The organism is Leucobacter luti (genome assembly GCF_004217175.1).
Classification (GTDB): Bacteria; Actinomycetota; Actinomycetes; order Actinomycetales; family Microbacteriaceae; genus Leucobacter; species Leucobacter luti.
The window spans coordinates 159,233-171,875 of record NZ_SHKI01000007.1 but is presented as its reverse complement, the minus strand read 5'-3'; the positions used below and the strand labels follow the sequence as shown (position 1 = coordinate 171,875).

Sequence of the window (12,643 nt, the reverse complement as noted above, 5' to 3'; positions counted from 1 at the left end):
CGGGGCAGCCGCGAGGAGAGGAACCCGCACGTGAGATTGAGTCACCCACTGAGTCGACGTCGAACGCGCCGTGCGTCCCGCGGGCTCCTCGCCGCCGGCCTGATCGCGATCGTGCTCGTTCCACTTGCGCTGCAGCCAGGGACGAGTCCTGCGCGGGCGGATGATCCGGTGTTTCCGGAGGTGCACGAGCTCTACGAGTTTCGAGATGACTCGGTCCGCGGCACGTCGCGTGGGCTCGCAATCGACAAGGAATACATGGCGGTGGTGCGCCGCACCAACACGGTCATCGATGACACCGGGGCGACCGGCGACATCGAGGTGATCCGCTTTAACGACGCGAACGAGGTGATCGAAGAGAAGCACGTCACCGCCCCGCTGAGCGGCATGGAGCTGGGGGACCAGCTGCTGATCAACATGGACCGCGGCATGCTGATCACCAACGTGCGCAAGGGCAAGCTTGAGATCAAGGGGGAGGAGCGCGACGTTGCGCTCCTCATCTACGAGCTCGATGGCACCGGGGAGTGGGCGCTCTCGCGCGCGGTTGCGCGGCCCGAGGGGCTCGAGTTTGGCCCCTACTACAAGTTCGCTCCCACGTTCGGCGACCACATCGCGTGGGAGGGCGACACCCTGGTGCTCGGCGACAACCTCTCGGAGCGGCGCCCCGAGCCCGGCGACGAGGTGCTCGGCAACGGGGCAGGCTCGATGTTCACGGTTGACGTGACCACCGGTGAGATGCAGGCGGTGGTGCCGAAAGACGAGAACGGCATTCAGCTGTTCAGCTCCCAGTACGGGATTGGCTCGAGCTTCGCGATGAGCGAGGACTACGTCGTTGCCGCGACGACACGACGCCGCACGCTGATCGACGATGTGTGGATGAGCGATCAGCTGCTCTTCATCTGGAAACGCGACAACCTCTTCGGCTCGCCAACGGTCGTCTCACAGCCCTGGGCGGACGGCACGGACTTCGGCAAGATTCGCGCACTCCCCGCGTTCGGATATCGCATGAAGATCGACGGCGACACGCTCTATGTCGCCAGCCCCATGGAGTACAACTATTTCGGCGACAGCATGGACGACCCGGACCAGGGGGTGAACGACAACAGCGTCGCCTACGGCACCACGACCCGCGGTGCCGTGTACACCTACAGTCTCAAGACCGGCGAGCAGATCGCCCCGAAGCTGCTCCCTCCCCGGCACACGCAGAACTTCGGCTCGGGGTTCGCGCTGCAGGGGAACGCGCTGCTCGTGAGCAGCTACTCGTACCTCTTCGACGAAGAAGGAACACCGCACGTCGCCGAGGGTGAGGTGCACGTGTTCGACACGCGCCAGATCACAGCACCCGCGGGCCCCGAGGTGGTCGCAAACCGCCGGGAGGTCGAACCGGTGCAGCTGCTCAAACCCAAGGTGCCGCAGTCGGAGGGCTATCTCGGCGTTGAGTGGGGCGGCGGCGGGGTGTACGTCAGCGGGTCACGCGCAGCGGTTTCGAACTTCGGGTACTACGGCAGCATGCCCGATCCGGCCGGTGGCGAGCCCGTCTGGAACCTCTCGTCGGCGTACCTGTTCGGCACGGTCGCGCCGAACATCGTGGAACTCCCGGCGGAGGTGCAGGCCCCGGCAATCGAGTACGGCCAGGAGGGAGTCATCCGCATGCTGGTGCCGAGCGCCTCGACGGACGGGACGGTCACGCTCACGCTCGAGGGGGTCGAATCCGACACCGCCTTCGACCTGGTGAACCGCTGGGGCGCATTCACCACGCCGGCCGCCGCGCGAGACGTCGGAGACTATCCGGTGTCGCTGCACTACCAGTCCTCGGTGAACGGACAGTTCGCCGATGCGACCGGCACGCACACGGTCGCGAAAGCCCCCACCAAGATTACGCCGAGCGTGCCAGTCGTGGCCGTCGCGGGGAGCACGCAGGAGGATGACGAATGAACGCGCAGCACGCTCAAGACCCCGACCACACGGCCGGCGGCCACAGCCCGCGGCGCCCGCGGAAGACTGCGCGGGTCATCGGGGCGAGCATCGTCGCGGTCGGCCTGGTTGGCGGCCTCTCCTGGGCAGGGATATCCGCATCAATTGCTGCGGGTGGCCTCACGGATCGCGCCTACCTGGGCATGTCGATCAAGGGTGCCGAACCGCGGTCAATCACCGTGAGTGGTCGCATCGATGGGGTGCACGGCACGATCCCAACGGGTACTGTCTCGCTGCGCTGCGGCACCGTGGAGCTGGGCACCGTGCAGCTCGCTGCAGGGCTCTACACGTTCACCTTCGAGGAGCACGCGGAGTGGACCGCGGGCGAGATCGAGTGCACCGTCTCGTACGCCGGCGACAAGAACCACCTGCCGAGCGAGAAGAAACAGCTGGTGGATCTGGCCTACTAACAGGTGGCCGCGCGCGGGCGCCGAACTCAGGCAGGAGATCCGAACTCAGGCGGGGGAAATTCAGGGACTTCCCCCGCCTGAGTTCGGATCTCCTGCGTGAGTGCGGGCGAGCTTGCCCCGCGAGCTACGGCCGGGTGGCGCGGAACCGCCGTGCGAGCAGCAGCCCGGCACCGAGCAGGAGCGCGCCGAGTGCGCCGAGCGCCACCGCGGCGCCCGAGCCGGCCGCGCCGGTGCGCGCGAGCGCCTGATCCGCGGCGCCCGCCGTTGGGGCGGCCTCGGGAGTGCCCGGTCCGCTCTGCGGCGCCCCGTTGCCCGGCGCCGGCTCGTCGTCGGGGGTGGGACTCGGCGTGGGCGGCAGCTCGCTCACAGCGGTGATCGGGGTGATCCGCTTTTCGACATCGCCCGGCGTGGTCGAGTCTGGCACGTCGACCCAGGTGTCTTTCGCCCGGAAGTACTTGCCGTCCACCTCGAAGAAGAAGTCGCCCGTGATCCGGTGGTACGCGGGCGTGAGCCAGGCGCTCATCCGGGAGCGCGGCGGGACCTCGAGTTCGTAGCTCCAGAGGTGCCCGGTCGTGTTGCGGATCTGGAACTCGTAGCTGATTTCGAGCGTGGTCTTCAGCGACTCGATGAGGAAGTTCGACTTGCCCTCCCAGCTCATCGACACGGAGAACGAGTTATAGATCGCGCGCTCGTCGTGGTACTCGTAGGTGACCGTGTCGTTGCCCTCCTCGCCGAGATTCTGCTCGCTCCCGATCAGGATCGGGTCGCCCTTCGTGATTGGTTCGATCGACTTCGGGAAGTAGATGCAGCGCGAGCTTGTGTCCGCGCAGCCGCTCTTGAGGAGGTCGGTCGCCTGTGCGCCGCTGACCGACGTGTACGCGAGCGGCTCGACGTCGAACGTCACCTGCCAGTCGCCCCGGCCGTCGAGGTTCTCGCCGATGCCCTCGCAGGTGTAGGGCGCGAAGTCGACCTCGACTCCGGTCGTCTCGCCGCCCGTGGGGAGGGGATTGCCCTGGTATACGGTGCACGAGCCGTCGTGCTCGAAGGTCGCGCCGCGCCAGTTCGTCACGTGGCCCTGAATCCAGAACGGCGTGGGCACCCCGTCCTCCACGATCCGGTAGGTGAAGTCTCCGCGCGCCCAACCGTTGAGATCGTTCCCTTCGGCGTTGCGCAGGAACGCGTCGAAGCGACTCGTGCCGCCAGCGGCCACCGTGTCCAGCGGGGCGGGCTGGGCCTGGCGCGCCCCGTTGACGAGAAACTCCTCGTTGTTCGATTCAAACCGGCCCTCGCTGAGACTCAGCGCGGTGCCGTGCACGGTTCCCGGCGCGAACACCGCACGGGCGGTGGCCCAGACGAGCGGCTGCACGGTGAAGCTCGGTCGGAAGACGTCGCCAGCCGGTCCGGGGAGCCCGCCGGCGTAGGTGCACTGGTACGGGGAGTCCTCGGCCTGGTCGATCACCGCGGGGACGCCCGCCGCGTTGTCGCGCAGAATCGTGCAGGAGCCGGTGTCCGCGATCCCGGCGCCCAGGCGCCTCGCCTCGCCCTGCACCGAGTAGGCGGTTCGGGCGCCGTGCTCGAAGATGCGGTACGCGAACGAGCCGCTCGCCTCCTCAAAGGTGTTGGCGGCCCCGACCTCCCAGGCGCCGCTCCCGCCGACCGGCAGCGCGGTGGCGGGGGTCTGCAACGCCTCCGGAGCGAGGGCGCTCGTGCCCTCGGCGAGGGAGAGTTGTCCGCCCACCGTCACGGTGCCCACGATCGTGGGCGCGCCGGCCGCGCGGGCGGGGGCGGTGCCCGGCACGACGGCGAGCCCCGAGGCAACCACGAGCGTCGCGGTGACCGCCGCGAGCGTCCGCGCGGCGCGGCGCGGCAGGCCGGGACCGCCGCGAGGGCGTGGGCGGCGCACACGGGGGAGGCCGGGGGCGGAGCGCGGTTCAGGGAACGGGTGTCTGGTGTCCATGCTCAGTACGCTAAGGAGCGGGGCCACGGTGGCAGAAGAGACTCAGGTCCCCAAGTCGTCGCTCGTGCGATCGCGGTGGCCGCGGTACTGGACCTATGTCCCCAAGTGATGCCGGATCTGCTCCCGACCGGGGCATTCAGCTCGCCGGTGTGCTTAGCTGAGCGTGTGCTCGTCCCCTCTGGCCGCCGCAGCGGCACCACTCACGCGGACGCGGCAGCGCGAGCGCGGATCAGGTCATCGCTGCACCGCTCGTTCGATCGGGCGCTGCTCGCGGTGCTTGCGGCGGGGGGTCTGCTGGTGACGTTGCAGGTGCTGTTGCTGCCGCTCGACGGTCCGATGCGCCGGGCACTCCTGCTCTTTCCGCTCACGGCCCTCGTGTACCTGGTGTCCGGGCTGCTCGCGTGGCGGCACCGGCCAAGTTCGCTGATGGGTGCCCTGATTCTGCTCGCGGGCGCCGCGGTGTACCTAGTCGGGGCCGGAAATATCGTCTCGGCGGACTCGGCCACCGCGGGGCTCAGCGGCCTCTCCGCGGTGGTGGCGACCCTGCCGTTGGCGGTGCTCGTGCACCTGCTGCTGGCGTTTCCCACGGGGCGCGTGCGCAGCCGGTGGGCGCGGGCGACCGTCTGGCTTGGCTACGTGACAGCGCTCGTGTTGCAGCTGCCCGAGGCGCTGTGGGGCGACGGCGGCGTGGCCGCGTCCCGGCGGCCCGAGCTGGCTGAGTCCGGTGCTGCGGTGCAGGCCGCCGTAGGCGGGGCAGTGCTCGCGGCAACCGGGGCGCTGCTGCTCGTGCGTCTCTGGCGCGCAACGCAGGTGGAGCGCAGAGTGCTCGCGCCGCTGTACGGCTACGGGGTGCTCGCGATCGTACTGATCCTCGCCTCATCACGGGGGCTGCCGGCGCTGCTGGGCTGGGGGAGGGAGTCGGTGGGGATCTTCCAGCTCGCGGTGCTCGCGGTGGTGCCGGTGGCGTTTGCGCTCGGGGTGCTGCGCGGCGGGGTGGCGCGCACCGGCGAGCTCGAGGAGATCGGGGCCTGGTTGGGCGGTGCGGGCGATGAACGGCCCGCGATCGCCGCGGTGCTCGCCCGCGCGCTCGGCGACCCCTCTCTCGAGGTCTGGTTCCGCGCGGGGCCGGCGGGCGGCTACGTTGATGTGCACGGCGTGGTAGTCGATGCGGCGCCCGGGGACCCGCGCCGCGGCGTGCAGGTTGTGGAGCTCGACGGGCGGCGGATCGGTGCGATTGCCTACGATCTCGCGCTGCTCACCGAACCCGAGCTGGTGCGCACGGCGAGCCGAGTGACCGCGATTGCGCTCGACCGCGAGCGGCTCTCGGTCGAGCTGCGGGCGAGCCGGGTCGCGCTGCAGCGGTCACGTGAGCGGCTGGTGGAAGTCGCAGACACGGAGCGGCGCCGGATCGCGCAGGATCTGCATGACGGCTTGCAGGTGAAGCTGGTGTTGCTCGGGCTTGCCGCCCAGCAGTTGGCGTTGCCCCGGCCGGACGGGGGAGCCGAGCCCGAGGTTGCGGCGGCCGCGGTGGAGCTCCGTCGCGGGATCGACGATGCGGCGGCTGAGCTGCGCGATCTCGTCCACATGGTGATGCCGGCCACGCTTGTGCAGCGCGGCCTGTCGGCGGCGGCGGAAGACCTCGCCGACCGCATGCCGATCCCCACGGAGTTGCTCCTGGGAATATCAGACGGGGAGCTCGCCCCGGCGGTCGAGAGCACCGCCTATTTCGTGGTCGCGGAGGCGCTCAACAACGCGGTGAAGCACTCCGGGGCCACCGAGATTCGAGTGCGACTCGCGCGGGCCGGTGACGTGCTTCGGATCGCGATCTCCGACGACGGCCGCGGTGGCGCGGCGCCGGGCGCGGGCGCCGGCCTGACCGGGCTTGCCGAGCGAGTCGACGTGCTGGGCGGCAGCCTGCGCATCGAGAGCGACTCGGGAGCCGGAACAACGATTGAAGTGGAGTTGCCGTGCGCATCGTAATTGGCGAGGACGAAGCGCTGCTGCGCCGCGGCATCGAGGCGGTGCTGACCGAGGCCGGGTGGTCGGTGGTCGCGGCGGTGGGGGACGCGGCAGCCCTTGAACTCGCGGTTGAGCGAGAGCGGCCGGATCTGCTCATCACCGATATCCGAATGCCGCCGTCCCAGACCGACGAGGGGCTGACCGTCGCGCTGCGGGTGCGCCGACAGTTCCCGGAGATCTCGGTGCTGGTGCTCTCCCAGCATGTCCAGCGGCGGTACGCGGTTGAGCTGCTCGGCGCGCGCGAGGGCGCCCCGGCGCTCGCGCGTGACGCCGGTGGGGTGGGGTACCTGCTGAAGCAGCGGATCGCCGACGTCGAGTCGTTTCTCGCGGACGTGCGCGAGGTGGCCGCGGGCGGTACCGCGATTGACCCGGAGGTGGTCGCCGTGATGGTGGCGCGCGCCCGACTCGCCGACTCCGCCGTGGGCGGGCTCACGGCACGGCAGCGGGAGGTGCTCGCGCTCATGGCGGAGGGGCGGAGCAACGCGGCCATCGGCGCTCGCCTCTTCATCACGGAGAAAGCCGTGGTGCAGCACGTCTCGCGCATCTATGACGCGCTGACGCTGCCGGTCGCAGCAGACGCTCACCGGCGCGTGCTCGCGGTGCTGCAGTACCTCAATCGGCGGCCGGGGGCGGCGGCCACGTAGTCGCGGTCACGGGCGGGGACGCCGCCGTGTCGGGCGCGGGCCCCGAGAACACGTTAGTGTGGATTGGAATATGCTTCCCAACGTAGAGAATCAGCTTCCACACCGTTTCCGCACTGCTCCTCGCCCGGTCAAGATCATCGAGCACGCGCGAATTCCGCTCTCCGACGGCGTTGAGTTGGCCGCTCGGGTCTGGATCCCCGGAGATCTTGCCGAGTCGAGCGTGCCCGCGGTGCTCGAGTACATTCCGTACCGCAAGAACGACATGACGGCGGGCCGGGACCAGACCATCCACCCGGAGTTTGCGCGGGCTGGCTACGCGAGTGTGCGGGTCGACCTGCGCGGTGCTGGCGATTCGACCGGCATCATGACCGACGAGTACTCGGCGACGGAGCTCGATGACGGCCTGCAGGTGCTGCGCTGGATCGCCGCGCAACCGTGGTGCAACGGCAAGGTCGGGATTATCGGCAAATCATGGGGCGGGTTTAACGGCCTGCAGATCGCGGCGCTGCAGCCGCCCGAGCTCGCCGCGATCATCACGGTGTGCTCGACCGATGACCGCTACGCCGACGACGTCCACTACAACGGCGGCGCAATCGTGGGCGACCAGATGCTGTCGTGGGCAGCCACGATGTGGGCGTACAACGCTCGCCCGCAGGACCCGAGCGTCGTGGGTGCCGGGTGGGAGGACGACTGGAAGCGGCGCATTGACGAGGCTCCGGTCAACATCGAAGAGTGGCTGGGGCACCAGCGCAGGGACGACTACTGGAAGCACGGCTCGGTATGCGAGACGCCAGACGCGATCACGGTCCCCGTGCTCGCTGTCGGTGGGCTCCTCGATGAGTACCGCACCACGCTCTTCCGCCTCATGGAGAGCGCCGCGGAGCGCCGCGCCGCGGGGCACGAGCCCGCTCCCGTGCACGCGCTGCTCGGGCCGTGGGCGCACAACTACCCGCACCAGGCGGCTCCCGGGCCGGGGATCGACTTCATCGCTGAGTCGATCCGCTGGTGGGACCAGTGGCTCAGCGGCGTCGACAACGGGGTGCGCGAGCAACCGCAGCTGCGCGCATACGTGCCGGAGAGCGCGCCGGTGGGAAGCGACCACGAGGTGCGTCCGGGGCGCTGGGTCTCCGAGCAGCACTGGCCGGCACCGAGCGTCACCGAACGCCGCCTCGACGCGACGGCCGCCGTGCAGGCGGGGCCCGCGACGACCAGCAGCGCCGCGCTCGTCGGCTTCGCCGGCGGCAGCTGGCTGCAGTTTGGGGCCGCGGCCGGTGTCGCTGGCGACCAGGCGGCCGACGACGCCCGCTCATACACGCTCGACTGGGAGCAGCCGAACGGGCTCGAGCTCCTCGGTACCCCCAGCGTGCGCGTGCGGGTCGCCGCCGATCGCGACCGCGGTGCGATCGCGATCCGGCTCGCCGACGTGGCGCCAGACGGGAGCTCCCGGCTGCTGACCGTCGGCCTCGCAAACCTCACGCACCACACCGGACACGAGACGCCGACGCCGCTCACCCCGGGCGAGGAGGTCACACTTGACGTGCCGCTGCTCGCGACCGCGCACCGGCTCGCGCCCGGGCACCGGCTGCGTCTCAGCATCTCCGCGAGCTTCTGGCCGAACCTCTGGCCGGCGCCGGAGGAGACACTGGTGACGATCGTGGCCCTGCCCGAGCTTACGGTGCCGGTGCGCGCCGCAGGAGACTCCGCGGCCGAGCAGCGGGCGGCGACGGAGCTCGCCGCCGACCTCGGCGATCCACCTGCTCCCGCGCACAACACCGTTGAGGCAGGCGGGCCGCCAATGACGCGCGAGCTCACCGCCGACCTCGTCACGGGTGCCACGTCGCTCTCCACCTTCGTGGAGGACTGGCAGACTGACCACGCCACCGGCCTCTTCTACTACACGGCCGAGCGGGACAGCTACCATCGCACGGCGGGGGACGCGCTCAGCGCGCGGGCGGTCTGCGAGCGCACGATCCGCTACCGTCGCCCGGCGCTCGACGTTGGTGCGGGACCCGCGGGTCTCGCCGAGCTTGCGTCCGCCGGCGCCCTGCCGGCGACGGACCTGGGCTGGGACGTCGAGCTGCGCACGCGCAGCACGATGTCGGGGGATCTGCACAGCTTCGTCGTGACGAACGAGCTCGACGCCTACCGTGACGGCGTGAAGTTCCACTCCCGGACCACCTCGGCGAGCATCCCGCGGGATCTCACCTAGACGGCGGGGAAGGCACTGGACATGACACAACACCGACACGAACTCTCGCGTCGCGCTGCGCTCGGCCTGTGGGGGATCGGCGCGGCCGCCGGGCTTGCGGCGCTGAGCGGCTGCGCTCCCGCCGCGGCGTCCGGCACCGGCAAGGACCGCACCATCACGATCGGTTCCAAGGGCTTCGCCGAGAGCTGGATCATGGGGGAGCTCTACGCCCAGGGGATCTCGGCGCTCGGCTACACGGTCTCACTCAAGACAAACGTGGGGTCCACCGAGATCATCAACACCGCCCTGCAAGCGGGGCAGGTGGATATCTACCCCGAGTACACGGGCGTGATCGTCGTCGTGCTCGGCGGCGAGGAGCGGCTGATGGACTCGGCCGAGGCAACGTACGAGTGGGCGCGGGAGTGGGAAGCCGAGCACGGCGTGACCACCCTCAACGCGACGCCATTCGAAAATAAGAACGCGATCGCCGTCACCGAGGAATTCGCGGCGGAGCACGGCCTCCGCACCATGTCGGATCTGCGGGGGATCGGAGACTTTGTCTACTCCACGTACCCGGAGAACGTGACCGGCGGCCAGGGCTACGAGGGGATCGTTGAGACCTACGGGCTCGACAACATGGAGCTCAAGACCCTGAGCATCGGGCTGAACTACCAGGCGATCGAGCGCGGCGAGATCCAGGCGGCTGACGTGTTCACCACCGATCCGCAGCTCTCCCGCTCCGGTCTCGTCGTGCTTGAAGACGACCGCAAGCTCTTCGGGTTCCAGAACGTCGTCCCGCTGATCCGCACCGAGGTGTTCGATGCGGTCGACGACGACGTGCCCGAGTTTCTGAACGAGCTGCACTCGCTGCTCACGGTCGACGCGATCCGTGCGCTGAATTCGGCGGCGGCGGTCAACCGACTCGACCCCGCGCAGGTCGCCAAGGTCTTCCTGCAAGAAAACCACCTGATATGAGGAGCGAGATGACCGAGCACGCACGCGCGATGAGCGAACACGCGGGGGACTCGTCGATCACTTTCGAGCGGGCCACCAAGACCTACCCGGGGCAGGGGGCGCCCGCGCTCGACGCCCTCGACCTCGCCGTGAAGTCGGGCGAGCTCGTGTGTCTGGTCGGGCCCTCGGGCGGCGGGAAGACGACGGCGCTCCAGCTGGTGAATCGACTCGTCGATCTGACGAGCGGGACCATCCGGATTGGCGGCCGAGACATCATGACCCTCGCGCCCATCGAGCTGCGCCGCACGATTGGCTACGCAATTCAGGCGTCCGGCCTGTTTCCGCACTACACAGTCGCCGAGAACATCGCGATTGTGCCGAGCATCCTGAAGTGGGACCGCGCGCGCATCCGGGCGCGCACCGCCGAGCTCCTTGAACTCGTGGGGCTCACTCCCGTCGAAGACTGGCTCGATCGCTACCCGGCCCAGCTCTCGGGCGGGCAGCAGCAGCGCGTGGGTATCGCCCGTGCGCTCGCGGCGGACCCGCCCGTGATGCTGATGGACGAGCCGTTTGGCGCGCTCGACCCGATTACCCGGCTCTCAGTACAGGACGAGTTCCTCGAGATCCACCAGCGGGTCGGGAAGACCACGCTGTTCGTGACCCACGACATCGATGAGGCGATCAAGATGGGGGATCGGATCGCGATTCTGCGCCCCGGCGGTACCCTCGCCCAGTTCGACACCCCCGAACAGATCCTGCTGCACCCGGTCGACGAGTTCGTCGCAGAGTTCCTCGGCGCCGAGCGCGGGCTGAAGCGCCTCGCGCTCACGACGGTCGGTGAGGTGCTCGAGCGTGTGCGGCCGGATGCGGTGCTGCCCGCCGGCGCCGCGCAGTGGCCCGTGGTCTCGGCGGCGATGACGGTGCGCGAGGCGCTCGCGCTCGTGTCGGTCGCCGGCACCGACGGCGCCGTCGTCGCGGAGGCGCCCGGCCGCTTCGTGACGCTCGGCGAGCTGGTGCACCCGCCCGCCGCTCGCGACACCGCCGGGGTCGCCGGATGAGCGACTTCGCGCCGGCCGGCGACCCGGTGATTCCCGATTACGGCGTTGCCTCTGACTGTGTCGTAAACAACGGCTTCTTCTGTGCCGACTGGTTCGCGGCCCAGTGGTCCTCGGTGTTTCTCCCGCCGCTGCTGAGCCACATCGTGATCACGGTGATCGCGGTGGTGATCGGATTCGCGATCGCGTTCACCGCGGCGCTCCTCGCGTACCGCAGAAAATGGCTGGTGCGTCCCGTGGGGCTCGTCGCCACGTTCCTGTACACGCTGCCACCGCTCGCGCTCTTCCAACTGCTCGTCCCGTTCACCGGCCTCACTCTCGTGACCGTCGAGATCGCGCTCGTGTGCTTCACGCTCGTGATCATTTTCCAGGCGGTGCTCTCGGGCCTCGCCTCGACACCGAGCGCGGTGAAGCAAGCCGCGGTGGGGATGGGGCTCAGCCCCGGCCAGGTGCTCCGCCGCGTCGAGCTGCCCACCGCGCTGCCGGCGATCATCAACGGGCTCAGGATCGCGACCGTGCTGACCGTGAGCATCGCAACGATTGCGGCCTTCGTGGTCGACGACGGGCTCGGGTCGCCGATCCTGAAGGCGATCTCGTCGCCCTTCAACACGCAGTTCATCGGTGCCGGGCTGCTCGCCGTGCTGCTCGCGTTCGTGTTCGACGCGGCACTGGTGCTGCTCGGTCGGGCACTCACGCCGTGGACGAGAGTGAGGGTGTAATGGACGTGTTTCTCGGGGCGTTCCCCTTCTTTGTCGAGCACTTCGGCCTGATGATGCAGAAGACCGGCGAGCACCTGCTCATCAGTTTGATCCCGATCTTCGCCGCGATGCTCCTCGGTATCCCGCTTGGCGTGTGGCTCGGGCACCTGCACCGGGGCGAGTTCCTCGCCGTGAGCCTCACGAACATCGGCAGGGCGCTGCCGAGCCTCGCGCTGATCGCGATCCTGCTGGGCTTCGTGGGCATCGGGCTCGTGAACGTGGTCATCGCGCTCTTCGTGCTCGCGTTCCCGCCGATCCTGAGCTATGCGTTTCAGGCCGTCAACTCGGTCGACGCCGATCTCACCCGCGCGGCGCGCGGGATGGGGCTCACGCCGCTCCAGGTGCTGCTGCGCGTCGAGCTGCCGCTCGGGGTGCCGATGATCATCAGCGGCGTGCGCACCGCAGTGGTGCTCACTGTCAGCTCCGCCACCGTGGCCGCGATCGCCGGGAGCGGTGGCCTCGGCGACATCATCCTCAACCAGGTCGCCTTCGGGATGTCCGGAGTGATCGCCGGGGCGCTCTGGGTCGCCGTGCTCGCGATCGCGCTCGACCAGCTTGCCGCGCTGCTGCTGCGGCTCGCGACGCCGCGCGGTGCGCGGTTTGTCCAGGGGGCGGCGCTCGCGGCGGTCGCCTAAGCCGCACGCTCTGGGCGCTCGTGCGCGGCGGCCAAGCCGTCGCCCACGGGCG

Annotated in this window: 10 protein-coding genes; 9 read left to right on the top strand and 1 reads right to left on the bottom strand. The window is 69.6% G+C overall.

Annotation, left to right across the window (positions count from 1 at the left end; translation table 11 throughout):
• Positions 1-30 precede the first annotated feature (30 nt).
• Both EV139_RS14155 and EV139_RS14150 read left to right on the top strand, forming a co-directional pair.
• Entirely contained in the window at positions 31-1,932 is a 1,902-nt protein-coding gene (locus EV139_RS14155) for a hypothetical protein (protein ID WP_130455212.1), read from the top strand.
• On the top strand, positions 1,929-2,381 hold the full coding sequence (locus tag EV139_RS14150) for an Ig-like domain-containing protein (RefSeq protein ID WP_130455210.1): 453 nt from the start codon (positions 1,929-1,931) through the stop codon (positions 2,379-2,381). The genes EV139_RS14155 and EV139_RS14150 overlap by 4 nt, the downstream gene beginning before the upstream one ends.
• 124 nt (positions 2,382-2,505) lie before the next feature.
• Here the strand turns inward: EV139_RS14150 and EV139_RS14145 are convergent, their stop codons facing one another.
• Positions 2,506-4,338: a hypothetical protein gene (locus tag EV139_RS14145; protein WP_130455208.1), complete on the bottom strand. Its 1,833-nt coding sequence runs from the start codon at positions 4,336-4,338 to the stop codon at positions 2,506-2,508.
• A 165-nt stretch (positions 4,339-4,503) separates the two neighbouring features.
• On the opposite strand from EV139_RS14145, the gene EV139_RS14140 reads away from it, so the two are divergent.
• The 7 genes from EV139_RS14140 (at position 4,504) to EV139_RS14110 (ending at position 12,591) form a co-directional block, all read left to right on the top strand.
• Positions 4,504-6,318, top strand: a complete 1,815-nt coding sequence (locus EV139_RS14140; RefSeq protein WP_130455206.1) for a sensor histidine kinase — start codon at positions 4,504-4,506, stop codon at positions 6,316-6,318.
• Positions 6,306-7,001 (top strand): response regulator transcription factor, encoded by a 696-nt coding sequence (locus EV139_RS14135; RefSeq protein WP_130455204.1) that lies wholly within the window; start codon positions 6,306-6,308, stop codon positions 6,999-7,001. Before EV139_RS14140 ends, EV139_RS14135 begins: the two co-directional genes overlap by 13 nt.
• Positions 7,002-7,071: 70 nt before the next feature.
• Positions 7,072-9,210, top strand: coding sequence for a CocE/NonD family hydrolase (locus EV139_RS14130; RefSeq protein WP_130455202.1), 2,139 nt, complete (start codon positions 7,072-7,074; stop codon positions 9,208-9,210).
• Between the two features lie 21 nt (positions 9,211-9,231).
• Positions 9,232-10,164, top strand: coding sequence for an ABC transporter substrate-binding protein (locus EV139_RS14125; RefSeq protein ID WP_130455200.1), 933 nt, complete (start codon positions 9,232-9,234; stop codon positions 10,162-10,164).
• A gap of 8 nt (positions 10,165-10,172) precedes the next feature.
• Positions 10,173-11,201 carry an ABC transporter ATP-binding protein gene (locus EV139_RS14120; RefSeq protein ID WP_198677587.1) on the top strand — a complete coding sequence of 343 codons (1,029 nt, stop codon included), beginning with the start codon at positions 10,173-10,175 and terminating at the stop codon, positions 11,199-11,201.
• The gene (locus tag EV139_RS14115) at positions 11,198-11,917 is read left to right on the top strand and encodes an ABC transporter permease (RefSeq protein WP_130455198.1); all 720 of its coding nucleotides are present in this window, start codon (positions 11,198-11,200) and stop codon (positions 11,915-11,917) included. The genes EV139_RS14120 and EV139_RS14115 overlap by 4 nt, the downstream gene beginning before the upstream one ends.
• Positions 11,917-12,591 carry an ABC transporter permease gene (locus tag EV139_RS14110; protein ID WP_130455196.1) on the top strand — a complete coding sequence of 225 codons (675 nt, stop codon included), beginning with the start codon at positions 11,917-11,919 and terminating at the stop codon, positions 12,589-12,591. Before EV139_RS14115 ends, EV139_RS14110 begins: the two co-directional genes overlap by 1 nt.
• The last annotated feature ends 52 nt before the right edge of the window (positions 12,592-12,643 follow it).

Bases quoted from the DNA above. Each gene is read 5' to 3' on its own strand.
- EV139_RS14125 (WP_130455200.1), top strand. From the start codon at position 9,232: ATGACACAACACCGACACGAACTCTCGCGTCGCGCTGCGCTCGGCCTG.
- EV139_RS14115 (WP_130455198.1), top strand. From the start codon at position 11,198: ATGAGCGACTTCGCGCCGGCCGGCGACCCGGTGATTCCCGATTACGGC.
- EV139_RS14130 (WP_130455202.1), top strand. From the start codon at position 7,072: ATGCTTCCCAACGTAGAGAATCAGCTTCCACACCGTTTCCGCACTGCT.
- EV139_RS14120 (WP_198677587.1), top strand. From the start codon at position 10,173: ATGACCGAGCACGCACGCGCGATGAGCGAACACGCGGGGGACTCGTCG.
- EV139_RS14150 (WP_130455210.1), top strand. From the start codon at position 1,929: ATGAACGCGCAGCACGCTCAAGACCCCGACCACACGGCCGGCGGCCAC.
- EV139_RS14110 (WP_130455196.1), top strand. From the start codon at position 11,917: ATGGACGTGTTTCTCGGGGCGTTCCCCTTCTTTGTCGAGCACTTCGGC.
- EV139_RS14145 (WP_130455208.1), bottom strand. From the start codon at position 4,338: ATGGACACCAGACACCCGTTCCCTGAACCGCGCTCCGCCCCCGGCCTC.